Raw genomic sequence first — 24,314 nt, forward strand, 5'->3', positions numbered from 1 at the left:
TCGGTTGCTTTACCAAAACCTTTCTCTATCCGAGCGCTAGTTACAGATGGCTTGCTTTTGTTAGAGCCAAGCAATCTGCATACCAAAATAATTTCAAAAAGATTTTAAACCTCGTTTGTAAAGTTTTTGAATTCGAGTTTGAATTTTGTTAAGTGAGGATTTAGAACCCAAATTTTTAGGGTCTGAGTTTTGTAATTGGGTTAGAAGTTCTGCTTCTTCAGTTGCAATATCTCCATCGCTATAAACTATAGTGCTGACAGCAGACAGCAAATCTTCATAATTTTCTACCGTCGGTTCAGAACCTAAATAGTCTTGTAATAAGCGATCGCATTCATCAGGCGGTATTGGTTTGTTACTAGTCAATAATTCCTGAGTTTCTGCTTCACCTGCCAAGCCTTGCTCTTGCGCTATTTTAAGCAAGTATTCTCGTTCTTGAGGTTGAATTGCACCGTCAATCCAAGCAACTGCAACTAAGATTTTGAATATTTTTTTATTATTATCTGTCTGGGATGTCACCATAATTATTCCTCACGCTAGAGTAAACTGTGCTTTGAAACAATAAAATCTCTATGTTTGTAAATTTTAGAAAATGGTGTTGCTTAAAACTACGATTTATTATTTATTGACTAAAATTCAAACAAGTTAATAAATTAAAAAAAATCTTTATTTTTATAATAATATTGTTTGGTGATAATATAAAAAAATCAATTGCTTATTTGCCAATGTTGAATCGAACTATTTTGTTCGAGACACTGTGAGTGAAGTTGGCTGGCAGCAGCAAAGATAGATCTATCGAGCGAGCGGTCGGTTTTATTTGTAGCTTTAGTAACTGAAGGTTTAGGACGAATTCTTAATAGATAGTAGCCATTAACCAGTTGTGGTGGCAAGCTAAATTTAGTTTCGGTAATCATACACCAGGTTATCGGCAAACTAGAGCGATCGTAATACGTAAAATAAATATCGAAACCCTCAATAATATTAGAGTCGATATCTACGAGTAAGGCTTGATTTTTTGCTAAATAACTATAGTGAAAAAAAGTATCTGGCGATCCTACAGGTAAGTATTCGTGTCTTACAAATGATTCTGGCAGCCAGTTCCTGTATTTAAGAATAACGTAAATATAGTAATGTAAGCTCAAATAAAACCAATTTTTATAGTTAATTAAATTGTGATAAAAATCGTTGACTTTACTATTAATCAAATAAGTATTAGTAAATTGTTCGTCGTCTATTTTTACAGCAGGATAACTAATTTGTTCCGAATAATTATAGTATCTAACTCCTAAAGAATATTTCCCTAGCTGTAATTTAACTGTATGCCAACTACTATCGCTGGAAACTAAGTTAGATTCAATACTAGTAACGGTTTTATAACCAGGAAAGCTATAAATAACAACAATCCAAGAATCGGAAGACTTATAAGCTGCTTCAAGATTCAAACTAATCGTACTTGTTACTTTAAATGGTCCTAAAGTTCCGATGACTGCATGAGTATTCCAACGAGGTCCTTTAGTCATCAAAACGGGCAAACTAAGAGGAGTATCTATGGTTTCTTGAGATAAAACTCGCCACTGTGAGGCTTTACCTTTGGCAATTGCCAGATAAACTGTAAATAAATTACCGATCGCGAACTTAGAAACTTTAAAAAATACTAAAGATAATAAAGCTAGAGGAACTTCCCATAACCAAGATATGCTGTTCATAATTATTTAGTTAATATGTTAAACAAACAATTCTGAGGCAAAATCTCGACGTTTGGTAAAACGATAAGAGTCGAGTATTGCTCCCCAAGTTGCTTTTCCCGTAGCTGGATCGATTCCTTTATCGTAAGTTTGCAACTGTTCGCCATTGGTTTCAAACCCCACAAAAACTTGATAAGTATTTCCTTGATAATTGAAGCTACAGGGGGTATTTTTTATAGGTGAGGTTTGAAAACTATACCGATTATCATTTAAGCGATCGACAGCAACTTTTAAAGTACAGTCTGGCAAAAATTGAATTTGTTCTGAAGTTATTTGATGTAATAAATCATCATTTTGACTAGCACCAGCAAATGCAGTAAAGTTTTTAAACATATAGTACTCTACCTCTATATTTTCTCTTTGCCTCAGTCGTATAATACGAGAGCGATAGGGCTGGTCTAATTTAACAGTGTTTGCTTGTTCGGCAAATAAAGTAATGCTGTCCTCGGTAAAAATTGGCACTGGACGCATCCATAAACGCAGATGAACGAACCAGGCAGGTTGCGCTAGTGCTTGCTGTTGATTGTCGAATTCTCCAGCAAGATATTTACCGAGTGTAATTAATCGATCTGATAAAGCCATACAAAATAAATTTAGAGCCAATCTTTTTAGTCTAAACTAGAGCTTCTCAGTTAGAGCAATGATTTTGTCAAAGGAATATTTACGAACCAATGTACTTAGTTCTGTAGCTAAAATTAAATAATTAGAGGGAATTTCGTCAATTAGCTCCATAATTCGATCGCTATCTACGGCGATCGCTGCCATTTTAATTGCTGCTGCCGAATGTTGCCAATTCTGGCTGAGGATCTCGCACAGTTTTTCTAAGCTGTAAAATTCACCAGCTAAATTTTCGGCTTTGGTATATCCCATCAGTATATAGAGCTAAAACGTCTCTTGAGTTAAGCTGTAGGTAGGTGCGATCGCGGCTAAAACGATCGTAAAAAGCAAATTTTCCCTTGCGATCTTTAGGACTAAACAAATTTTCTAGTCTTTTACCAATTAAAACTTGTGATTTGCAGCCAAACTCTTGACAAAATTCGGGCGATGCCTCAGAAAATTGTAACAATTCGTCTAAAATTAATAGTCCTCCCAAAAGCACAAAAGGTAACTCCAAACTATTCATTTTGCAGCTATCCAACTCAATTAAAATCTATAAAAAACTAGAATAAGCTCTATATTTTAAAACCATTGTTCGAGTATAAACTTGCATTGCAGTTTTAAGTTCAAACTTCAATTTTGTTTTATACTACTAAAATAATTTTTCAAGCTTCGAGTGTTCTTTTTCGCTTAGTTTTATGTTTTTTACGAACGGTTTTTTGCAATCGAACCACTTGAAATTGTAGGTAGTGGCGGTAATCTGCCTTCAATTGAAAAATGTCTACTACCAACAATACCGATAGACAAAATCTTTTTATAGTATGCGGACTTCAAAGTTTGGGACAGCATTGTGTTGCAGTTCTTAAAGATTACAATGTCAAGATCGCAGCCATTGATAATGTAGAAACAGAATATCGTGAAGTTTCAGAACTGGCTGACTTATTAGACAGGTTAGTTATTGGAGACTGTCGCCAGCCTGGTATTTTAGAACAGGCAGGTATAAGACAGTGTCGTTCGATACTTTTAGTAACTGACAACGAGCGAATAAATATAGAAACTGCATTTGTCGCTCGACGGCTCGCTCCCCAGGTTCGTTTGATTGTTAGTTCCGATCGACAAAATTTTAATGAGTTACTGTACGAGAATTTAGATAATTTTGTTGCTTTCGAGCCTAACTATCTTTCCGCTCATGCCTTTGCTCTAACCGCTCTAAGTTCTGAAGCAATTGGATATTTTACTTTGGAAGGGCAACTGCTAAGAGTTATCGAGCATCAAGTGCGATCGCCAGATAGCTGGTGTCTGGGCAAGCCAGTATACAAGCTCAATCTTACAACTCGCTGCATTTTAAGCCATATTCCTGTTGCTTCCGCTCCACCCAGACATTTTTACGACTGGAACCCCGAAGCAGAAGTTCTGGTGGGGGATACGCTGATCTATCTAGAAGTAATACGAGAACTAACTTTATCCGAGCAACCTTTAAGAACCTCGCGCGATCGCTATTTTCAATGGCGCAAGTTTTTCCAACAGTTCAGAGTAAAAAAACTTTGGCAAAGAACAGCCCAATTTTGGCAGTCTCACTATCAAAGCCAGAATCAAATTCGGCGCATTGCCACTATATATGCAGCTACTGTATTATTCCTATGGTTTTCTGGGATATTTATCTACCGTTTTTATTTTCCTGGTATTAATTTTTCTGAAGCTTTCTTTGCTACGGCAGTTTTACTTTTGGGAGGATATGGCGATTTATTTGGTGGGGTAAAATTTGCTTCCCAATTACAATCTAGCGAACTTATTCCCTGGTGGGTGCGGTTGTTTAGCCTCTGCCTAACTTTAATCGGTCAAGCTTTTGTTGGCGTATTGTACGTACTGCTAACCGATGCTTTGGTGACTTCTAGATTGCAGTTTTTTAATCCCGCTCCCCCAATACCGAAAGAGAATCATACAGTCTTAGTCAGTATGAATCATTTAGGTAGAGAAGTAGCGTCTATTTTACAGGAGCTAGAACGACCGTTGGTAGGTATCAATGCTGCTACTGGCGATCGCAATTTCTTACCCAACATACCGCTAATTGAAGGAAATATTACCGAAGCACTTGCTAAAGTCAATCTCGCCCATGCCAAAAGTATTGTATTACTAGGAGATGACAACTTAGAAAATCTTGAAATTGGTTTGATGGCTCATGCTCTAAATTCCAATATTCCTTTGATTATCCGCACTCAAGATCGTCAATTTAGTGACAACATCTCTCGTCTATTTCCCTACGCCAAAATTTTATGCGATGCGGTTTTATCGGCAGAGGTTTTCGTTTGTGCTGCTTTTGGCGAAAACGTTCTTAGCTTTTTTCACTTGAGCGATCGCACCAGCCAAGACGATCGCATCGTTATGGCAACGGAATACAACATCGAAGCAGGTGATACTCTAAACGGCTTGCTTTTATCTAAAATCGCACATGGCTATGGCGTGGTGCCAATTCTCTATCAGAAATATCGTCAGCATCATTATTCTCTAATGCCTTGGAAAGATGTCGAACTCGGTATTGGCGATCGCTTGGTGGTTTTAGCTACGAGTGATGGTTTACAGCGAATTGAATGGGGAAAAATGTTACCTCATCTCTGGCAGGTAAGAATTGAAGAAGTTTTAAGTAGAGATGCTTTTATTAAAGGTGTAGAGAAAATAGTGGCGATCGCCGAATGTAATTATAGCGAAGCCAAGCAATGGCTCAATAATGTCCCTGCATTATTGCCAATAAGCTTTTATCAATATCAAGCTCAACATCTAGTACGCGAACTAAAAAGAGTTCGAGTTATAGCAGATGTAATTTATCTTAAAAAAACATCTGGTGAGTAAATTTGCTTGGTTTAAAAATTCTTTTTATTCAATATCCAAATTATAAAAGGGCTAGTTTTCCTCTCGGGACTATTTTATTTTCACCAGACAGTGAATAAATTTAGTTAGAATTCACCACTATTTCATATATTTATCAAAAAATGCAATCACTTTTTCTGGATGCTTTCCAAAATAGTTATAGCCATCCTTAAAACGTCTCGTAGTGTTTTCGATCCAGAACAATTCCTTGTCCTCACTTGCCAGCAGATCGAAAGTCTTTTGTGCGTCTTCGGGGTTTCTCGTCCATGCATCTTCCAGCACTTGAATCATGAGGACTGGCATCTTCACTCCCGAGGCAAAATGCTGGGGAGTCATTTCGGCAGCCGTAAAAGCACCCATTTTAATCAATTCAAGATCGATGAGTTCCTGATATTGGCTAATTCCTTGCAGTTCCGAGAACGCCGAGAAGATTGCCGCCATAGAAACAACCATCGGACTACACAGGCACAAAACATTCTCAAACAGATCCGATCGCCTGTAGATAGCTTCGTATTGCGAGTTACCTCCCATGCACTGGCTATATAGCCCGACTTTCATTTTGCTGAGTGTTGGGTGGTTGTCCACATATTTTTTAACTCCTACGCAGTCCCGCCATTCCCACCGCCCGATACCAGAGAGTCCGCCATTGGCGGCACTGCTATTGCCATGGTTTCTAATATCGTAGGCAAGAACGTTGTATCCCGCGTCGGTCAAGTGCTTCATTTGAATTACGAAGTCGATCTCAACGGCATCAAAGTTACTCCAGGGTTTACCTAGATGTCCTGGGAAACCTGCGCGACACATCGGCAAAGCGTGATTAAAAATAATCAGCTTGTCACTTTCTCCTCCCTTGGCAGGGATGTACCAGCCTTCTAAAGGAATGCCATCGTCTGAAGGAAAATAGATGTCTCGCCACCCAGTCATGCCATAGTCGTCGGGAGTCTTATGAAGTACGCTTCTGAGTGGTTTGACGATATTAGCTAAGCTTTTGACTTTGGCATAATCTTCTTGAGAAATAGACTTTTGCTGCTCTAAAGCTTTTTCCATTCTTTCGTTTGATATTCTACCCATGACTGTAAGCTTTAGTTATTGTTTTAATAATTGTTTCTCAAAACAAAACTACCAATACAATCGCTAGCTGTGAATAAACAAATTACCCAGATGATGAAACAAATTACCGATCGCGGAAATCAGTAGGCGTAATGCCAGTCTCTTTTTTGAACAAACGAGTAAAGTAAGTAGGGTAATCAAATCCGAGGCTGTAGGCAATCTCGCGAATGGTTAAATGAGGTTGGCGTAACTTATGTTTGGCAATTCTAATGATGCGATCGTGAATATGCTCTAAGGGAGAACTTCCCGTAAAATGCTTAATTACATCTCCGAAATAGTTGGGAGAAAGGTTAGATTTTTTGGCAAAAAACGATACTGTTGGTAGAGCTGGGCATTCTTTTTTATCGTCAAAGTACGTATCTAAATTTTTATAAAAGTCAGCAACTACTTGGTTATAAATTTTGCTGCGTGTTTCAAATTGTCTTTGGTAAAAAGAATGAGTATATGCAAGAATTAAATTTGCATACGCTACTAATATTTTAATTGAGAAGTCACTTTTTTTATATTCAAAATAAGCTTTGGCAAAAATATCTATTAAAATATTTTTTTCATCTTCCGTTAAGAAAAGCGTTTCATGATTATCATAATCTATAAAATTACGATCGCTAGCATATCGATTAAAAAATTTAGCATCAATTAAAATATGATACCCAGATAAAGATTTTGTTAAATTCCACTGCAAAATAGCATCTGGTCTGTCTAAAAATAAACATGAATCACTTTTATCGTAGCTGGTTTTACCATAATCAATATTCTCATTAAAATTTGATTTAATTGATAAAAGATAAAAATCAATACCAATCGATTCGGATTTTAGTTTCAAACTTTTATGTTCATCATATCTCGATACATTTATCGCATCACTTTTGTGGCTATTGATATTAAGATATTCTAAGAAATTTGGTATGTTATATGTTTTAACCAATCGATCGCAATTGTTGAATTATTTTAGTGCTATTTATACTAGGTTAGTATGTAGCGACTAGCTAGGGCAGTAATTTTTGTAACGTAAAGAAAACTATTTAACAGAAATAAAAAATATTAGAAAGCTAACTTTTTCAACAAGCGATCGCTCTTAAAACTAAAAAGAAAAAAAGCGATCGCTTTTCACTACCGCACTACTACCACGTTCGACTAAATAAGGCAACAAAACCAGATTCTCTACGGGTTTTTCCGCCAATAAATCGAGTAACATTTGCATGGCAAGACGACCCATTTCTTGCATTGGCTGACAAACTGTAGTTAGTGGTGGCGTGACATAACCAGATAGAGCAATTCCATCGAATCCCACCAAACTGAGGTCTTGCGGTATTGAAATACCTAATTCGTGACAGGTTAGCAGCGCACCAACCGCCACCATATCGTTGTAGCAAACGATGCCTGTTACGCCTGTAGTAGCTAGCTGGGATAGTAATTGTCGTCCCGTACTGACATCGCTAATTCTAGTGCGATCGCAATTGTTAAGAGCTATCCAATCGCTATTTTGAGGTAAACCAGCTACACTTAAAGCCAGTTGATAGCCTGCTAAACGCTGCTGGTTAGATTTACTGCGATCGCCCACACCTAAATAACCAATGCGAGTATGCCCCAAACTAATAAGATGTTCTACTGCTAGTCTGGCACCCAAACAGTCGTCTATTGACACTGAATTAAATATTTCTGCCTGCTCTTGAGTTTGGCTATTGATTGCAATTATAGGTACATCAATTCTTGCCAGTTGCTTTGTCTGGTGACGATTGATGTGAGAGTCGGCGACTAAAATACCGTCTACCCGACGTTGATGTAAGTTGTCGATCGCGGCAATTTCTTTTTCTAAATCTCGATGTGAAATGCTCAAAATAATACTCAGTCCAGCCTTGCTTGCTTGCTCTTCGATGCCGTTTACCACTTCAGCAAAAAAAGGATCGTCGATAGAGGTTACTACTACTCCTATAGTATGAGTGCGTTGATTTTGTAAACTTCGAGCAACACTATTGGGCGTGTATTTCATCTCCCTTGCTAGTTGCTGAATTTTGGTTCGCATTTTCAGGCTAATAAGAGGATTATCTCGCAAAGCACGAGAAACCGTACTATGAGAAACACCTGCTTTGCGAGCAATATCTTGAATGGTAACTTTTTGCTTGCTCACGAATTTTCTAAATTATCTACTCAGTTTTGACAGTACGAAATCGCGCAAAAACATTTGACCTTAGAGTTACAAATTAAGTTTTTTAGTCTTTAGATAAAACGCTAAAAAACTTAATAAACCTTTTTGCACACGTGTGCAAAAATAATAATACAGCATTTTCGAATAGCAGCTTTAGCTTTTAGTGCGTCGGTACTAAAGTATAAACAAAAATCTTAAAATATTAAAAAAATTTGCGACTAAAATTAGTTAGATCGCAATCTTTTACTTTATACAACATTAGTGCCATAGCTAAATAGTAGAGTTACATCTAGTTTAAAAATATCTATTTTGTAAAGATAGCTGCTAATAAAAATTGCTGAAAGGCAATCGGTTGTGGAGATAGATAAATGTGAATAAAATGATGCTTGCTGCTGGCATATTATGTCTGGTCGGCAGTACTCTTTTTGGCTGTACTAATAGCTCTTCTAATGGCAATACTGCCAATGCTAGTGACGAAGTAGATACAAAATTTCAATCGGTAGGCGTTACTGTAGGAGATTTAAGCAATCCCTTTTTCGTCGTGATGGCAGAAGGAGCCAAACAAGCAGCAAAGGAAATTGGCGGTAATGATGTCAGAGTTACGGTGGTTTCCAGTGGCTATGATTTAAATCAGCAATTTAACCAGCTAGAAAATTTTGTGGCTGCCGATACCGACGTAGTAGTCTTAAACGCTGCCAACAGTAAAGGCATTAGACCAGCAGTCGATAAAGCCAGAGAAGCGGGTAGCGTAGTAGTTGCCGTAGATACGGGGGTAGATGCTGAAGTAGATGCTACGGTAACTACTAATAATTTACAAGCTGGAGAAGTAAGCTGCCAGTACATTGCCGATCGCCTGGAAGGAAAGGGCAATGTGGTAATTGTCAATGGACCTCCAGTGGCTTCGGTAATCGAACGTGTCGATGGTTGTTTGAGTGTTTTGGCTAAATATCCCGAAATTAAAATTCTTTCTAAAGACCAAAATGCCGAAGGAAGCCGTGATGGCGGACTGAGGGTGATGAGCGATATTCTTACTACTTTTCCTGATATCGATGCGGTGTTTGCCATTAACGATCCTAGTGGTGTAGGAGCAGATTTGGCTGCCAATCAAGCTAAAAGGGATGACTTCTTTATCGTTGGGGTTGACGGTGCGCCAGAAGCCATCGACGCGATCGCCTCTGAAGATAGTGTTTATGCTGCTACTGCTACACAAGATCCGAGGGGAATGGCAGAAACGGCAGTTCGAGTAGGAAACAAAGTCTTGAAGGGAGAAAAGCTGGAGTCGCAAGAGATTTTAATTCCCGTCAAGCTAATTACTAAAGAAAATGTCGATACGGCAGAGGGGTGGTGAAATGGTGTGGAGCAGAAGATTAGTTCTTAGGAAAGCAGGGGAGCAGGGAGCAGAGAGCAGGGAGCAGGGAGCAGGGAGCAGGAAGTTTGAAGCAAGGGAGCATCGCTTCGCTATGGAGCAGGGAGCAGGGGGATTATTAATAGTTAACGTTTTATAAGCCAGGGGGATGGATTATTAATTATGGTCACTAAAATTCCTAAAATTTGGTTGTATCTTCCATATAGTTTTCTACCTATTTCGACGTTCAGATAATCGCATTTAACCGCAAATTTGAGCCAAGTTTGAGTTTCTGCTGCTTCTGCTTCACAGTCATTTAATTTAGCAATAAAAGCAGCTTCATAACGTCGCTTTCTCCATGCTTCTGCTAAATTTGCACAAACAGAACGAGACGAACGACGAATTTGGTCGGTTAAAGAATATTTTTCCTCTTTAGGAAACTTTTTTGATAGTTCAAAAATTTGCATAGCGGCATCAAATGCCATTTTGTATACTTCTAAATCTTCGTGACTTTTAATTGGTTCTTTTGTCACTTCCCTTGCTTCCTGCTCCCTTTGCCTATCTAAACCATTAAATCTAAAAATTATATCCTTAAAAGCCTTTGCTCCCTGCCCCCTGCTCCCTGCTCCCCTGCTTCACACTCTCTTTGAATTCACATGACATTAGAAATAATTTTAAGCGTATGACAACAGATATAAAAACAGGCAACGATCGCTCGCCTACTGTAACCCCCGTATTAGAGATGCGAGGGATTACCAAACGGTTTCACGGGTTTACGGCTTTGCAGAACGTAAACCTGACGATTTATCCAGGAGAAGTTCATGCCCTAATGGGTGAGAATGGAGCGGGTAAAAGTACCTTGATGAAGATTTTGGCTGGAGCCTATATTGCTGACGAAGGCGAAATCTATATTAATGGCAAACCAGTACAAATTACCGACCCTGCTTCGGCAAGGCAGGCAGGTATCAATTTAATCTATCAAGAACTAAATGTCGCGCCCAATCTAACCGTTACCGAAAATATGTATATGGGTAGCGAGTTAACCAAAGGTCAGTTTTTAGACCGTAATGCTATGCAGGCAGAGGCAAAGCGGGTATTAGAAAGTTTGGGAGCATCTTTTGGTGCCAATACTATAGTTAGCAGTCTGGCGATCGCCGAACAGCAGCAGGTAGAAATTGCCAGAGCCTTGAAAGATAAAAGTCAAATTTTGGTAATGGACGAGCCGACAGCGGCACTATCGGACAGAGAAACCGAGCGTTTGTTTGAAGTAATTCGCAAACTCCGCAGTGATGGCATTGCCATTATCTATATCAGCCATCGCATGGAAGAAATCTACGCTCTAGCCGATCGCGTCAGCGTATTGCGAGACGGACAGTATATTGGCAGTCTCACCAGAGAAGAAATTTCGCCCCAGCGTTTGGTTCAGATGATGGTCGGACGCTCGATGCAGGACTTTTACGAACATCAACGGCGAGCTAATCTAGGCGCGGTGGTGCTAGAAGTCAAAAATATTAGCGATGGTCGTAAGGTCAAGCCAGCTAGTTTTCAGCTTCATGCAGGGGAAATTCTCGGTTTGGCGGGGCTAGTGGGTGCGGGACGGACTGAAATATCGCGGCTGATCTTTGGTGCAGATCCTAAAATAAGCGGGGAAGTTTGGCTTAACGGCAAAAAACTCAAAATTAATTCCCCTGGTGATGCGATCGCTGCGGGGATTGGCTATGTTCCCGAAGACCGCAAAGACCAGGGTTTGTTTTTGGAAATGAGTTCTCGTAAAAATATCGGACTTAACAGGCTCAAACAGGATGCCAGGGGCGGCTTTGTCAACTGGAGTTCGGTAAATAGTATTGCCAAAMAAGCCATAGAAAACTTCAACATCCGACTGGCTAACTTAGAAATTCGAGCCATAGACCTTTCTGGAGGCAACCAGCAAAAACTACTGCTGGCAAGGTGGCTGGCGATTAAACCTACTGTGCTGATGCTAGATGAGCCGACGCGAGGTGTAGATATTGGTGCTAAGAGCGAGATTTACCGTATTATTAGCGATTTAGCTGCTCAAGGGGTGGCAATTTTAATGGTTTCTAGCGAACTACCAGAAGTTATCGGCATGAGCGATCGCGTATTAGTAATGCGAGAAGGGGAGCTAGTAGGGGTACTAGATGACAGTTCTGGTAAGGAAATTACTCAAGAAAATATTATGCAGTATGCAACTGGAGCGACGGAGGTATCGGCACTATGAGGCAAAGTTTAAAACCCACCAAAAATAGAGGAGACAAAGAACACAAGCCACGCCAGCGGCGATCGCTAAATAACTTTTTGCAGATTGCAGGAATATTACCAATTCTAGTACTAATCTGCATTCTATTTGCTTTGTTGACTCCTAACTTTTTTACCGCAGGTAATGCCGTTAATATCTTACGGCAGGCATCGATTAATATTGTCCTGGCAACGGGAATGACATTTGTAATTCTTACAGGCGGTATCGATCTGTCGGTAGGATCGGTTTTAGCGGTAGCTGCTGTAGTTTCTGTTTTGGTATCTCTAATTCCAGTTTTAGGCTGGTTGGCAGTACCTGCGGGCTTGCTAACGGGCTTATTATTGGGTTTGGCTAACGGCGCGTTGATTACTTTTTTGGACGTGCCGCCGTTTATCGTTACTTTGGGTTCGCTAACGGCTTTACGAGGTGCGGCATTTTTAATTGCTAACGGTACGACGGTAATTAACCGCGACCTGAATTTCGCCTGGATCGGCAATAGCTATGTAGGTCCTTTACCCTGGCTGGTGATTATTGCCTTACTCGCTGTAGCTGCAAGTTGGTTCGTGCTGCGTCAGACCGTTTTGGGCGTACAAATATATGCTGTTGGTGGTAATCAGCGAGCGGCGAGATTGACGGGAATTAAAGTCAATCGGGTACTGTTATTTGTCTATGGCGTAAGTGGCTTGCTGTCGGGTTTGGCAGGAATTATGAGTGCCAGCCGTCTTTATAGTGCTACTGGTATGTTAGGTCAGGGTTACGAACTAGATGCGATCGCCGCAGTAATTTTAGGTGGAACTAGCTTTACAGGCGGTATCGGTACCATTGTCGGTACGCTATTGGGTGCGCTAATCATTGCCGTACTCAATAATGGTTTGACCCTCTTAAATATGTCTTTCTTCTGGCAGTTAGTAGTTAAAGGTTTAGTAATTATCTTTGCCGTGATAATCGATCGCCTCCGCAAACGTTCTAGAAGATAAACTTTGCGTTTTAATCATCACTCTTTCAAGGCACCGCTTCGCTTGGGTGCAGGGTGCAGGGGGAAAAGAGGCTCTCTATCCGACTGACTTCCCCCTGCTCTCTACTCCCTGCACCCCTGCTTCTTCGTTCGCTCAACCTTTACATTTTAAATTTGACATAAAAATGTCCAATATTTCTTCGCGTCGTAAATCCAATACTTTATATATAGTTCTAATTGCTGCCGTTGCCGCTCTCGGTGGTTTTTTGTTTGGTTTTGACACTGCTGTAATTAATGGTGCGGTTGCCGCTCTAGCTGTGGGTTTTAGTGCTAACAGCGTGTTTGTCGGTCTGGCGGTATCCCTGGCACTGTTAGGTTCTGCATTAGGAGCCTTTTATGCGGGTAATATTGCCGATCGCTATGGTCGCGTCAAGGCAATGATTGCCGCTTCGATCTTGTTTACCATTAGTGCGATCGGTTCTGGAGCAGCTTTTGGTATTTGGGATTTTACCTTTTGGCGGCTTTTAGGAGGTATTGCCGTTGGTGCTGCCAGCGTCATTGCCCCAGCCTATATCGCCGAATGTTCCCCTGCCAACTTACGAGGTAGACTTGGATCGCTCCAGCAATTAGCAATTGTAATCGGTATTTTCCTCGCTCTGCTTTGCGACTATTTCATTGCCGTATCTGCTGGTTCGGCTGAATCGCCATTCTTGTTTGGTATAGTCGCTTGGCGGTGGATGTTCTGGACAGAAATTCCTCCTGCCGTATTGTATGGAATGTCGGCGTTAATGATTCCCGAATCACCACGTTATCTAGTCGCTCAAGGAAGAGAGCAAGAAGCATCCAAAGTTCTGACTAAAATCATCAGAGGTAACGTTCGAGAAAAAATTGCCGAAATTCGCAGAACGGTTTTACGAGAACGCCAACCCAAGTTTTCCGATCTTTTAACCAGAAGGGGCGGACTACTACCCATTGTCTGGGTCGGTATTGGCTTATCCGTACTTCAGCAATTGGTAGGAATTAATGTCATTTTTTACTACAGCAGCGTTTTATGGCGAGCCGTGGGCTTTTCCGAACAGGATTCCTTAACTATTACGGTAATTACTGGAGCAGTAAATATTATTACCACCTTAGTAGCAATCGCCTTTGTCGATAAGTTTGGACGCAAACCCCTGCTAGTTCTAGGTTCGATTGGCATGACCATTACCTTGGGAACTCTGGCAGTAATTTTTGGCAATGCTCCCGTAAATGCTGCTGGTTCTCCTATTTTGGGCGAAACCACTGGTTTTATCGCTCTGTTTGCCGCCAATATCTTTGTATTTTGCTTTGGTTTCTCTTGGGGTCCCGTAGTTTGGGTACTGTTAGGAGAAATGTTTAACAACAGAATTCGCGGTGCCGCGCTTTCAATTGCCACGGCTATACAATGGATCGCCAATTTTGCGATTTCTACTAGCTTTCCTCCCATACTGCAATACTTAGGATTGGGAGCGGCATACGGTATTTATACAACGGCAGCGGCTATTTCTTTCTTTTTCGTCCTCTTTTTCGTCAAAGAAACTAAAGGAATGGAGTTAGAACAGATGCAGTAGTTTTTGAGCTAGTACCGCTAGGCGGAAGTAAAAAGTCAAAAATTAAAAGTCAAAAAGCTTTAATTTATAAGCTTTTTAAAAAATTAAATGGTTGCTTTATTTACGTCCTGCTCTACTAGTAGACTTTACTAACTTATAAAATTATGCAGGTGAGCGGGAAAAAAGTATTTATTGCGTAAATTTGAAATAAACATATAAGGAGGTTTAATTGTCTGACGTTGTTATTGGTTTAGATCTGGGAACGGGAGGCGTACGAGCGATCGCTGTCGATCTTAAAGGGCGGATCGTTGCTCAAGCGACTTATAGCTATTCTTTGTTAACTCCACATCCTGGTTGGACAGAACAAAACCCGTCAGATTGGATTGAATCCAGCTTAAAGGCTCTTAGCGATGTCACTCAGCAGTTGAATGGAAGACAGGCGATCGCCTTGGGTCTATCAGGGCAAATGCATGGTATGGTGCCCCTTGATGCTCAGGGGCAGGTAATCCGCCCTGCGATTTTGTGGAACGACCAGCGTACGGGTAAAGCAGTTGAGGAAATAGAGACGGTAGTACCTCGGCACGATTTAATTCAGCGTACTGGAAATCCAGCAGTTACGGGGTTTCAACTGCCAAAACTTCTATGGTTGCGTTCTGAGGAACCCCAGGCATACAAGCAGGTTAGGCAAATTTTACTACCTAAAGATTACCTCGGCTATGTACTTACGGGGGAAACAGCCACGGAACCTTCGGATGCTTCTGGCATAGGCTGTTTGAATTTGGCAAGTCGCCAGTGGGATAGAGAGATTTTAGCTGCACTCAAACTCAGTTCGGATTTGTTTCCTCCAGTGGTCGCATCTACAGCAATTTCAGGACGGCTGAAAGCAGACATAGCCGCTCGCGTGGGACTACCTGCGGGTTTACCCGTCGTGGCTGGTGGGGGTGACAATGCTGCTGCTGCTATCGGACTAGGTATTTCAGACCGCCAACCCAATCGCGGTAGTCTGAGCATCGGTACCTCTGGAGTTATTTTTGTTCCTTGCGATCGCCCCACTCCCGATCCAGAAGGTCGGGTGCATCTATTTTGTCATGCAGATGGAGGGTATCATCTGCTGGGGGTGACATTAGCAGCAGGAGGAGCGTTACGCTGGTATCGAGACACCTTTGCGCCAGATATTGCCTTTACAAATTTAATGGCATTAGCAGACAGTTCTGAGCCTGGTGCGCGGGGGGTATTGTTTTTACCCCACTTAGCAGGAGAACGCAGCCCCTATCTCGACCCCGATACGCGGGGTGCCTGGGTAAATCTGTCCCTCGCTCACAGCCAGAGCGATTTGATTCGAGCCGTTTTGGAGGGGGTGGCATTTAGTCTGCGGGCTGCCTTAGAGATAATTCAAGAGATTACTCCAGTGCAGCAACTGCTAGCGACTGGGGGCGGCGTGCGATCGCCCTTGTGGTTTAAGCTTTTGGCTGATATCTTGCAGATCGAACTGGTTGCCCCTCAAGCAGAAGAAGGTGCAGCTTACGGAGCAGCAATTTTGGCAATGGTAGGGGTGGGGGCTTATCCTAACTTAGAAGCAGCCTTCGAGATTCTGCCTGAAGGGGGTAATATCGTCCATCCCCAGCAATGTTCGGCTTACGAATCTGCTTTTGAGCGATACGCTCTTCTATATGAAGCCCTCAAAGCTGTTCGATGAGCGGATTATTAAGAAGCTATAAACTCACCAGAATCGCTTCGGCAACTTCCTCATCTGTAATCAAGCCGTTAATTAGTTTGCCCTTTAGTGCTGCTAGAATTGCATCGGTTTTGTTAATACTGCCAGCTACGGCAATTGTCAGCCTACTAACAGGTTGTTCTAGAGAAACGCTGGCAACGCGGGTATTAGTACCTTGTTTTAATAAGTCTCCCTGTTGGTCGTATGCCCAGCCAGCAATTTCTCCTACCGCTCCTAATTCGATTAATTCGGCTACTTCCTCATCGTTGATAAAGCCATTTTCGTGTAGTGGAGCTTTCCAGGTAATGTCGCCGATGCCGATAAAGGTAGCCTTGGCTTGTTTCGCCAGGGATTCGATCGCGAGAAAAGATCTCTGGGTTTGCAGCAGCTTGCGTTCTTCAACAGAAATAGCCACAACTGGAGTTGGTAAGGGATAGGCTTGAGCGTCGGTGCGTTCGGAAAGATGTATTACCACTTCGTGACGACCCGCCCGCCCGTAGTGAGACATATTGCCGATAATAGAGACAATTTTGTGCTGGGGTCGCTCCATTAATGGAATTTGCTCTACCATTGCCCGTAAGGTTTGACCAGACGAGAGAGCAGTAATGTTTGGTGTTTTCGCTCCCAAATAAGCCTCTAAATGATTGGCGGCGCAGACTCCGAGGCTAGCACGCGGATCGCCTTTACCAATGCTGTTGGGAACTACTTCGCATAAGGAAAGAGCAAAGCGATCGCGCAAGGCTTCCGCCAGAGTAATACAGTTACTCAAAGGATGATCTAAGCGAAATTTAATTAGCTTTTCGCTTACAGCTAATGCTACCAATCGTTGCGCTGCCTGTCGCGATATATTTAGCTTCGTGGCAATTTCTTCTTGGGTATTGCCAGCGATGTAGTAGAGCCAGGCCGCATGAGCCGCCAGATCGAGTTTGCGATCGCTTTTAGCAGTACCAAGTTGTTTCATATCTGTCGATAGATAGATAAATTTCAAGTTTAGTGTGAAAAGTTTTTGAGCAAATACTCAAGCAAAATTGTTATGCTCAAATTATAGTCGATTGATTCTATCTTAATTAGATAAGCCAAATTAATTACACGTATGCCAATCAAGAGCGATCGCGGTAATTTTTTCTTTCTTGCACCCTGCACCCTGCTCTTTACTGTCCTCCAGTAATATCCAGATTGAACCCAGTAATGTAACTAGCTTCATCGCTCATTAAAAACGCGACTCCATTGGCAACTTCTGCCAAACTACCCAAACGGCGCATGGGTACGGAGTCAATCATCTGTTGTTCTACTACTTTGGGATCGGAGTCAAAATACTGGGAGCCAGCCTGAGCCTGTAGTTCTGTTTGACGAGTCCACATCATGCCAGGACCTATTAGCGAAGGCGACAGGGCATTGACGCGAATCTTGTCGGGAGCAAGGTCTTTAGCTGCTGTTTCGGTCATACCAATCACGGCAAATTTAGAAGCAGCATAGGCTAACATATTCGGCGGACCGTCAACCCCTGCATGACTAGCCATATTAACGATCGCACCGCCTCCAGCCTCTCGCAAACATTGGGCGGCAGCTTTAAGAACATTAAAAACACCAACGACATTAATATCGATAACTTTGCGAAAATCATTGTCAGGATACTCGAAAATTTTTGCAAAAGCCCCTTGATAGCCAGCATTGTTAAAGACGTAATCTACGCGTTTTACCTGCTTGACAGCTTCTGTGAAGACCTGTTTTACTTCCTTAGCTTGAGTTACGTCGCAGCAAAAGGTGTGAATTGGCGTACCGTATGCTTTGAGTTCCTCAGCTACCTCAGCCATTTTTGCTTCATTAATATCTGTTAACACAATTTCCGCTCCATTCTCGGCAAAACGCCGAGCGGTGGCTTTACCTATATCTCCCGCCCCGCCTGTAATGAGGATGGTTTTGCCCCGAAAATTATAGGTTGCGATCACCATGATTATCTTTTCCTCTCCATCAAGAATTGTTGCAAATGATACAGTCTTTTTCATTTTATGAGAAAACCTCGGTATGATTTTTAATTATGAGCTTTTGCTCGCATATCGAATATAAGTTTACATTTAGTTTAATTTTTTGCAATTAGAGGAATCTTTGCGATGCGCCGATTTCGCTTCGCCAAAGTGCTGGTAACATTCCTAATTGGAGTGTTGCTAGTACAGTTATTACACGCTTGTTCGGCAGATCCCCAGGCTGCAAAGAAAACACGCCTGACCATCGCTACCGTTAACAATGGCGATATGGTAGTCATGCAGGAGCTTTCTAACCGCTTTACTGCCGAGAACCCAGACATCGAATTGCGTTGGGTGGTGCTAGAGGAGAATATTCTGCGTCAGCGCACCACCACCGATATTGCCAGCGAAGGAGGTCAGTTTGATGTCGTCACCATTGGGTCTTATGAAACGCCAATTTGGGCAAGACGCGGTTGGTTAAAACCTCTCGATAGTCTTCCTGCCGAGTACGATGTTGACGATTTGCTCGATCCTATTCGCACTGGACTTTCTAATGACGGCAAACTCTATGCGCTGCCGTTTTATGGTGAGAGTTCGATGCTTTACTATCGCAGCGATTTGTTTGAAAAAGCTGGAATTACCGTTCCCGAAAATCCCACCTACGAGCAGGTGGGCAAGTGGGCGAGTCAGGTACACGATCCAGCTAACGGAGTTTATGGTATTTGCTTGCGCGGAAAGTCTGGTTGGGGAGAGAATATGGGATTTCTCTCAACGCTAGTCAACACCTATGGAGGACGCTGGTTTGACATGGACTGGCAGCCGACAATCGACACTCCAGAGTGGCGAAAGGCAATTAGCTTTTATGTCGATGTGATGAACGACTATGGACCGCCAGGGGCTAGTTCCAATGGTTTTAATGAAAACTTGGCACTGTTTTCCACTGGTAAATGCGGAATGTGGATCGATGCTACCGTTGCTGCTGGATTGCTTTCTAACCCCGACCAGTCGCAAGTTGCCGATCGCGTTGCCTTTGCTCGCGCTCCCATAGAAACATATCCTAATGGCTCAAACTGGCTGTGGTCTTGGGCTTTAGCAATTCCCGAAACTTCGCAATATCCCGAAGCAGCTCAGCGATTTATAACCTGGGCGACTTCTAAAGAGTATGTGCGGTTGGTTGCCGAAAAGCACGGTTGGATAGCTGCGCCGCCAGGAACTCGCACCTCAACCTACACCAACCCCAACTATCAGCAGGCTGCTCCCTTTGCAGATATCGTACTTAATTCTATTAAATCTGCTGATATCAACCATCCTGCTTCCAAACCTACTCCTTATAAGGGAGTTCAATATGTCGATATTCCTGAATTTCAGGCGATTGGAACTCAGGTAGGACAGCGCATGGCGGCTGCTTTAGCCGATCGCTTATCCGTAGAGGAGGCAATCGAGCGCTCGCAAAAAGTCGCCCAACGCTTTATGCGTCATACGGGGTATATCGAGTAGTTAATTATTAGCTTTTATCTGAAATCTAAATATGACTTCTTCAGTAGCAACCACACAGCATAGCCCACCACCATCCAAAAAGCGATCGCGCAAACAGATTCCTACCTTAGCTTTGGTAGCTCCATCGGTAATTGTCCTCTTGCTCTGGATGATTGTACCGCTAGTAATGGCAATTTGGTTTTCTTTGCAGCGATATAATCTGCTGATTCCTGAAAACCGTGAATTTGTTGGCTTGGGAAACTTTGTTTTTATCCTTACCGACCCCGCGTTGTGGACTTCCATCGGCATAACCCTTATTTTAGTCGCTTCGGTGTTGCTGATTACCATTGGCTTGGGTACTTTGCTTGCGGTGCTGTATAATCAAGACTTTTTCGGACGAGGCATTGCACGGGTGCTGGCAATTTCGCCATTTTTTGTGATGCCAACGGTAAGCGCGTTGATTTGGAAAAATATGCTGATGCATCCAGTTAACGGACTGTTTGCTCAAATTACTCGCGGACTGGGACTAGGAGCGATTGACTGGTTTGCCGATCTGCCACTGCTGTCAATTATTATTATCGTGTCCTGGGAATGGCTGCCGTTTGCGCTGTTGATTCTGCTAACGGCGATTCAGTCCCTCGATACCGACCAATTAGAAGCGGCTCGTATGGATGGCGCACGTCCACTGGCACTGTTTCGATTTGTAGTGCTGCCTCACCTGAGTCGGGCGATCGCAGTAGTGGCAATGATTGAAACTATTTTCTTCCTTACCATCTTTGCCGAAATCTTTGTTACTACAGGCGGTGGACCTGGATTAGCTACTACTAATTTGGCTTACTACATCTATCTCAAGGCACTGCTGGAATTTGATGTTGGCGGTGCTTCGGCAGGAGGTCTAATTGCTGTGGTTCTGGCTAACCTGGTGGCAATTTTCCTCGTTCGTAGTGTCGCTCGTAATTTAGATACTTAAACTCATGGCAAATAAAAATTCTCGTCAATGGCTTATAACCCTTTTAGGCTGGCTGGTAGCTATTATTCTCTTCTTTCCCATTTTGTGGATGTTTGTTACCAGCTTTAAAACTGAAGTGGCAGCAGTTGCTACACCGCCACAGCTTTTCTTCCAACCCACTTTAGAAAACTATGTTGCTATTCAAGAGCGAGCTTCTTACTTTAACTATGCCTGGAATAGTGTTTTAATCTCTCTAGGAGCAACTGTTCTGGCACTGCTGCTGGCAGTTCCCGCAGCTTATGCAATGGCTTTCTTCCCTACCTCCCGTACTAAAGGTACGTTGATTTGGATGCTCTCAACTAAAATGCTGCCTCCAGTGGGCGTACTAGTGCCGATTTACATCTTGGCAAGGGAAACGGGATTGCTGGATACTCGGATTGGATTGGTTATTATTTACACTCTAATCAATTTGCCCATTGTGGTTTGGATGATCTACAGTTTTTTCAAAGAAGTTCCCAAGGACATTCTCGAAGCCGATCGCATGGATGGAGCTACCACCTATCAGGAACTGGTACACGTATTGTTACCCCTATCCCTGCCTGGGATTGCCTCTACAGCACTACTGTCAATCATTTTGTCCTGGAATGAAGCTTTTTGGAGCTTAAATCTGACTACCTATGACTCTGCACCGCTTACTGCGTTTATTGCTTCTTTTTCCAGTCCTCAAGGCTTGTTTTGGGCAAAGCTGTCTGCTGCTTCGACAATGGCGATCGCTCCAATTCTAATTTTTGGCTGGCTCAGTCAACGGCAGTTAGTTCGTGGTCTGACATTTGGGGCTGTCAAGTAAAAATTTATATCTATTAAAGTTGAGTTAATTATGTCAACTATTACCTTAAGAAACATTCGTAAAACCTATACCGATACCGAGGTTATTAAAGGCATCGATCTAGATATTGAAGATCGAGAATTTGTGGTTTTTGTCGGTCCTTCTGGCTGCGGTAAATCGACTTTACTACGGATGATTGCTGGACTAGAGGACATTTCCTCTGGCGAGTTACTTATCGATGGCGAGCGCATGAACGAAGTTCCTCCAGATAAACGGGGCTTGGCGATGGTGTTTCAAACCTATGCTCTCTATCCCCACATGAGCGTTGCTGAGAATATGGCGTTTAGTCTGCGTCTGGCGGGAGTACCCAAAGCCAAACGACTGGAACGAGCTAGAGAAGTCGGGCGGATACTGCAACTAGAGCCACTACTAAACCGTAAGCCCAAGGCTCTTTCTGGCGGACAAAGACAGCGAGTGGCGATCGGACGTGCTTTGGTTCGCGATCCGAAAGTATTTCTGTTTGACGAGCCGCTATCGAATTTAGATGCCGCGCTACGGGTACAGATGAGAATCGAGCTATCCAGCCTCCACGATAGCCTACAGGCGACAATGATCTACGTTACTCACGATCAGGTAGAGGCAATGACTCTAGCCAATAAAATCGTCGTTCTTCAGGGTGGCATTATCGAACAGGTAGGTTCGCCATTAGAACTATACCACCATCCCCGAAATCGCTTTGTGGCGGGATTTATCGGCTCGCCAAAAATGAACTTTCTTCCCGTCACGACAACAGGAGTTACAGACTCGGGTACTACAGTTAGGGTGCCTGGAGATACTACCGTCACCGTGCCAGTACAGCCCAAAACCCTGAGAGTAGACGATCGCGCTACTTTAGGAATTCGGCCCGAACATCTACGCATCGATGCTAATAATCCTACCTTAATGGGAGAAGTATTAGTTGTAGAAAGACTCGGTGGCGAAACCTACCTCTACGTCAAAATGGCTGGCGGAGACACCATAATCGTGCAAACCGATGGTGATAATCGCGCCCAAATTCGCGATCGCGTTCCCATCCATATCGATGGAGAACTATGTCATTTATTTGATGCCCAAGAACTTGCCATTCCCAAAACTCAGCGTCACCACCTCACTGTAGATAAATCTCATGAAAGACCCCAGCACCAAGTCGGCTATTAAGCTCAATCGAGCGTCCCTGTCGCGCTTGTCAGATCGGGTGCGCATCCCCCGTTACGATCGCACTGCCATAACTAACGGGATCGTCCATATTGGCATAGGCGGTTTCCATCGCGCCCATCAGGCTTTATATATAGATAACTACCTCGAACAGCATCCCAACAGCGACTGGGGGATCTGTGGCGTTGGCTTGCTCGAATACGACCGCAAGATGCAAGAAGCACTAAATTCCCAGGACTGTTTGTACACTTTGGTAGAGAGATCTCCAGAAGGCGATCGTGCCCGCGTTATCGGTTCGATTACCCAATATTTATTTGCTCCTGACGACCCTCAAGCTGTTATCGACACCCTCAGCGATCCGCAATGTCGTATCGTAACCCTCACTATTACAGAGGGGGGCTACTACGTTGTCGAAGGCAGTGGTGAGTTAGAAATAAATCATCCTGTTATTCAGCACGATCTTCAGCATCCCAGCCAACCAAAGGGAGTTTATGGCTTTCTTTGCGCTGCCTTAGAATGTCGGCGACAGCAAAATTTACCACCCTTTACCGTCTTATCTTGCGACAATATTCAAGGTAATGGCAAAGTCGTCAGTAAAATGCTTGTTGCCTTTGCCGAACGACAAAATCCAGAGTTGGGTAACTGGATCGCCAAAAATGTTGCTTTTCCCAACAGCATGGTCGATCGCATTACTCCCGCGACCACACCTGACGATCTCGAAATGGTGAGCGAGCAATTTAATATTGATGATGCTTGGCCCGTAGTAGCAGAACCGTTTATTCAATGGGTAGTTGAAGATCGTTTCTGTATGGGACGACCCGATTGGGAAACAGTCGGTGTTTTGATGACTAAGGACGTGCATCCCTACGAGATGATGAAACTGCGGCTACTCAATACCAGCCACCTTCTGATTGGCTATCTCGGCTCGCTGATGGGCTACACCTACGTCCATGAGGCAATGGCTGACGATCTGATTCGTCAAGCGGTCGAACACTTGATGGCAGAAGTTACGCCTACACTCAAACCCGTACCGGGAATCGACCTCGACGAATACAAACAAACCCTGGTCGAACGGTTCTCCAATCCTAAAATTCGCGACCAGCTTCCTCGCCTCTGTCTCAACAGTTCTGCCAAGCTTCCGAAATGGGTACTAGGCTCTCTACGAAACAAGCTACAGCAGAATGGCTCTATTGACTACATCAGTTTGACAATCGCTGCTTGGTTCCGCTATCTCAATGGCAAGAGCGACCGGGGTAGATCGATGCCCATTGACGATCCAATGGCAGATACCCTGACGCAACGCGCTCTTGAAGGCGGTTCTAATCCCCGTCCCTTGCTCGAACTTACGGAGTTGTTTGGCAATCTCTCTCAGTCCTCGCGTTTTGTGGAAACCGCGACCAAATACTTATCACAACTGTACGAACTGGGAACGGCAAAGACTCTATCGCAACTATTACAATCCTAACTTTATCGGCTGTTTGAATAATTCGATCTTCGCACCAAGACGAAATTTTTATACCAGGAGTGAGAGGAGCATTTAAAATTTGACCTGGCTTATTAATTACAAGATGAAGCTTAGATTCATCTTGGCGTGTTTTCCTCTGCCTAT

22 protein-coding genes are annotated in these 24,314 nt (G+C 43.0%); 11 read left to right on the forward strand and 11 right to left on the reverse strand.

All coding sequences use genetic code 11. From position 1 onward, the window contains the following. Positions 1-93: 93 nt before the first annotated feature. The 5 genes from KV40_RS27190 to KV40_RS27210 form a co-directional block, all read right to left on the reverse strand. Complete coding sequence (locus KV40_RS27190; RefSeq protein WP_036487800.1) at positions 94-519, reverse strand: TerB family tellurite resistance protein; 426 nt, start codon at positions 517-519, stop codon at positions 94-96. 185 nt (positions 520-704) lie between these two features. Further along, positions 705-1,703 carry a DUF6208 family protein gene (locus tag KV40_RS27195; RefSeq protein WP_036487802.1) on the reverse strand — a complete coding sequence of 333 codons (999 nt, stop codon included), beginning with the start codon at positions 1,701-1,703 and terminating at the stop codon, positions 705-707. Between the two features lie 18 nt (positions 1,704-1,721). Continuing rightward, on the reverse strand, positions 1,722-2,324 hold the full coding sequence (locus KV40_RS27200) for a chromophore lyase CpcT/CpeT (protein WP_036487803.1): 603 nt from the start codon (positions 2,322-2,324) through the stop codon (positions 1,722-1,724). Between the two features lie 36 nt (positions 2,325-2,360). Next, entirely contained in the window at positions 2,361-2,612 is a 252-nt protein-coding gene (locus tag KV40_RS27205) for a hypothetical protein (RefSeq protein ID WP_036487804.1), read from the reverse strand. Next, a complete protein-coding gene (locus tag KV40_RS27210; protein ID WP_036487806.1) occupies positions 2,578-2,865 on the reverse strand; it encodes a PAS domain-containing protein in 288 nt (95 codons plus the stop codon). The genes KV40_RS27205 and KV40_RS27210 overlap by 35 nt, the downstream gene beginning before the upstream one ends. Positions 2,866-3,116: 251 nt before the next feature. Here KV40_RS27210 and KV40_RS27215 point away from each other — a divergent pair, with 251 nt between their 5' ends. After that, the gene (locus tag KV40_RS27215; protein WP_036487807.1) at positions 3,117-5,186 is read left to right on the forward strand and encodes an NAD-binding protein; all 2,070 of its coding nucleotides are present in this window, start codon (positions 3,117-3,119) and stop codon (positions 5,184-5,186) included. Positions 5,187-5,303: 117 nt separating this feature from the next. Here KV40_RS27215 and KV40_RS27220 read toward each other — a convergent pair whose 3' ends face one another. The 3 genes from KV40_RS27220 to KV40_RS27230 form a co-directional block, all read right to left on the reverse strand. After that, a complete protein-coding gene (locus KV40_RS27220; protein WP_036487809.1) occupies positions 5,304-6,251 on the reverse strand; it encodes a S9 family peptidase in 948 nt (315 codons plus the stop codon). A gap of 127 nt (positions 6,252-6,378) precedes the next feature. After that, complete coding sequence (locus tag KV40_RS27225) at positions 6,379-7,137, reverse strand: AraC family transcriptional regulator (RefSeq protein ID WP_216595743.1); 759 nt, start codon at positions 7,135-7,137, stop codon at positions 6,379-6,381. A 258-nt stretch (positions 7,138-7,395) separates the two neighbouring features. Next, positions 7,396-8,442: a LacI family DNA-binding transcriptional regulator gene (locus KV40_RS27230; protein ID WP_036487812.1), complete on the reverse strand. Its 1,047-nt coding sequence runs from the start codon at positions 8,440-8,442 to the stop codon at positions 7,396-7,398. 397 nt (positions 8,443-8,839) lie between these two features. On the opposite strand from KV40_RS27230, the gene KV40_RS27235 reads away from it, so the two are divergent. Continuing rightward, the gene (locus KV40_RS27235) at positions 8,840-9,808 is read left to right on the forward strand and encodes an ABC transporter substrate-binding protein (RefSeq protein WP_052056005.1); all 969 of its coding nucleotides are present in this window, start codon (positions 8,840-8,842) and stop codon (positions 9,806-9,808) included. A 143-nt stretch (positions 9,809-9,951) separates the two neighbouring features. On the opposite strand, the gene KV40_RS27240 is transcribed toward KV40_RS27235, so the two are convergent. Beyond that, positions 9,952-10,338 (reverse strand): four helix bundle protein, encoded by a 387-nt coding sequence (locus tag KV40_RS27240; RefSeq protein ID WP_036487815.1) that lies wholly within the window; start codon positions 10,336-10,338, stop codon positions 9,952-9,954. A 149-nt stretch (positions 10,339-10,487) separates the two neighbouring features. Between KV40_RS27240 and KV40_RS27245 the strand changes: the two genes are divergently transcribed. The 4 genes from KV40_RS27245 to xylB all read left to right on the forward strand — a co-directional run bounded on the left by KV40_RS27245 (position 10,488) and on the right by xylB (position 16,278). Continuing rightward, entirely contained in the window at positions 10,488-12,041 is a 1,554-nt protein-coding gene (locus KV40_RS27245) for a sugar ABC transporter ATP-binding protein (protein WP_036487816.1), read from the forward strand. Beyond that, entirely contained in the window at positions 12,038-13,036 is a 999-nt protein-coding gene (locus tag KV40_RS27250; RefSeq protein ID WP_036487817.1) for a ribose ABC transporter permease, read from the forward strand. The genes KV40_RS27245 and KV40_RS27250 overlap by 4 nt, the downstream gene beginning before the upstream one ends. Positions 13,037-13,199: 163 nt before the next feature. Continuing rightward, a complete protein-coding gene (locus tag KV40_RS27255) occupies positions 13,200-14,603 on the forward strand; it encodes a sugar porter family MFS transporter (RefSeq protein WP_036487818.1) in 1,404 nt (467 codons plus the stop codon). A gap of 208 nt (positions 14,604-14,811) precedes the next feature. Continuing rightward, the gene (gene xylB, locus KV40_RS27260) at positions 14,812-16,278 is read left to right on the forward strand and encodes a xylulokinase (RefSeq protein ID WP_036487819.1); all 1,467 of its coding nucleotides are present in this window, start codon (positions 14,812-14,814) and stop codon (positions 16,276-16,278) included. A gap of 16 nt (positions 16,279-16,294) precedes the next feature. On the opposite strand, the gene KV40_RS27265 is transcribed toward xylB, so the two are convergent. Both KV40_RS27265 and KV40_RS27270 read right to left on the reverse strand, forming a co-directional pair. Beyond that, the gene (locus KV40_RS27265) at positions 16,295-17,257 is read right to left on the reverse strand and encodes a sugar-binding transcriptional regulator (RefSeq protein ID WP_036487821.1); all 963 of its coding nucleotides are present in this window, start codon (positions 17,255-17,257) and stop codon (positions 16,295-16,297) included. Between the two features lie 190 nt (positions 17,258-17,447). Then, entirely contained in the window at positions 17,448-18,251 is an 804-nt protein-coding gene (locus KV40_RS27270; RefSeq protein ID WP_172657355.1) for an SDR family NAD(P)-dependent oxidoreductase, read from the reverse strand. A 156-nt stretch (positions 18,252-18,407) separates the two neighbouring features. Here KV40_RS27270 and KV40_RS27275 point away from each other — a divergent pair, with 156 nt between their 5' ends. From KV40_RS27275 to KV40_RS27295, 5 genes are read left to right on the forward strand one after another with little or no spacing between them, the layout of a single operon-like run. Beyond that, positions 18,408-19,757 carry a sugar ABC transporter substrate-binding protein gene (locus KV40_RS27275; protein WP_036487824.1) on the forward strand — a complete coding sequence of 450 codons (1,350 nt, stop codon included), beginning with the start codon at positions 18,408-18,410 and terminating at the stop codon, positions 19,755-19,757. A 31-nt stretch (positions 19,758-19,788) separates the two neighbouring features. Beyond that, complete coding sequence (locus KV40_RS27280; protein WP_036487825.1) at positions 19,789-20,706, forward strand: carbohydrate ABC transporter permease; 918 nt, start codon at positions 19,789-19,791, stop codon at positions 20,704-20,706. A 4-nt stretch (positions 20,707-20,710) separates the two neighbouring features. Next, complete coding sequence (locus tag KV40_RS27285) at positions 20,711-21,532, forward strand: carbohydrate ABC transporter permease (protein WP_036487827.1); 822 nt, start codon at positions 20,711-20,713, stop codon at positions 21,530-21,532. Between the two features lie 30 nt (positions 21,533-21,562). Continuing rightward, complete coding sequence (locus KV40_RS27290) at positions 21,563-22,708, forward strand: ABC transporter ATP-binding protein (protein WP_036487829.1); 1,146 nt, start codon at positions 21,563-21,565, stop codon at positions 22,706-22,708. Further along, on the forward strand, positions 22,677-24,170 hold the full coding sequence (locus KV40_RS27295) for a mannitol dehydrogenase family protein (RefSeq protein WP_036487830.1): 1,494 nt from the start codon (positions 22,677-22,679) through the stop codon (positions 24,168-24,170). Before KV40_RS27290 ends, KV40_RS27295 begins: the two co-directional genes overlap by 32 nt. Positions 24,171-24,314: the final 144 nt, after the last annotated feature.

It is taken from the genome of Myxosarcina sp. GI1 (assembly GCF_000756305.1).
Taxonomy (GTDB): domain Bacteria; phylum Cyanobacteriota; class Cyanobacteriia; order Cyanobacteriales; family Xenococcaceae; genus Myxosarcina.

Excerpts from the sequence above, each read along its gene's own strand:
- KV40_RS27190 (WP_036487800.1), bottom strand. The coding sequence starts at position 519 with ATGGTGACATCCCAGACAGATAATAATAAAAAAATATTCAAAATCTTA.
- KV40_RS27195 (WP_036487802.1), bottom strand. The coding sequence starts at position 1,703 with ATGAACAGCATATCTTGGTTATGGGAAGTTCCTCTAGCTTTATTATCT.
- KV40_RS27200 (WP_036487803.1), bottom strand. The coding sequence starts at position 2,324 with ATGGCTTTATCAGATCGATTAATTACACTCGGTAAATATCTTGCTGGA.
- KV40_RS27205 (WP_036487804.1), bottom strand. The coding sequence starts at position 2,612 with ATGGGATATACCAAAGCCGAAAATTTAGCTGGTGAATTTTACAGCTTA.
- KV40_RS27210 (WP_036487806.1), bottom strand. The coding sequence starts at position 2,865 with ATGAATAGTTTGGAGTTACCTTTTGTGCTTTTGGGAGGACTATTAATT.
- KV40_RS27215 (WP_036487807.1), top strand. The coding sequence starts at position 3,117 with ATGTCTACTACCAACAATACCGATAGACAAAATCTTTTTATAGTATGC.
- KV40_RS27220 (WP_036487809.1), bottom strand. The coding sequence starts at position 6,251 with ATGGAAAAAGCTTTAGAGCAGCAAAAGTCTATTTCTCAAGAAGATTAT.
- KV40_RS27235 (WP_052056005.1), top strand. The coding sequence starts at position 8,840 with ATGATGCTTGCTGCTGGCATATTATGTCTGGTCGGCAGTACTCTTTTT.
- KV40_RS27250 (WP_036487817.1), top strand. The coding sequence starts at position 12,038 with ATGAGGCAAAGTTTAAAACCCACCAAAAATAGAGGAGACAAAGAACAC.
- KV40_RS27255 (WP_036487818.1), top strand. The coding sequence starts at position 13,200 with ATGTCCAATATTTCTTCGCGTCGTAAATCCAATACTTTATATATAGTT.
- KV40_RS27265 (WP_036487821.1), bottom strand. The coding sequence starts at position 17,257 with ATGAAACAACTTGGTACTGCTAAAAGCGATCGCAAACTCGATCTGGCG.
- KV40_RS27275 (WP_036487824.1), top strand. The coding sequence starts at position 18,408 with ATGCGCCGATTTCGCTTCGCCAAAGTGCTGGTAACATTCCTAATTGGA.
- KV40_RS27280 (WP_036487825.1), top strand. The coding sequence starts at position 19,789 with ATGACTTCTTCAGTAGCAACCACACAGCATAGCCCACCACCATCCAAA.
- KV40_RS27285 (WP_036487827.1), top strand. The coding sequence starts at position 20,711 with ATGGCAAATAAAAATTCTCGTCAATGGCTTATAACCCTTTTAGGCTGG.
- KV40_RS27290 (WP_036487829.1), top strand. The coding sequence starts at position 21,563 with ATGTCAACTATTACCTTAAGAAACATTCGTAAAACCTATACCGATACC.
- KV40_RS27295 (WP_036487830.1), top strand. The coding sequence starts at position 22,677 with ATGAAAGACCCCAGCACCAAGTCGGCTATTAAGCTCAATCGAGCGTCC.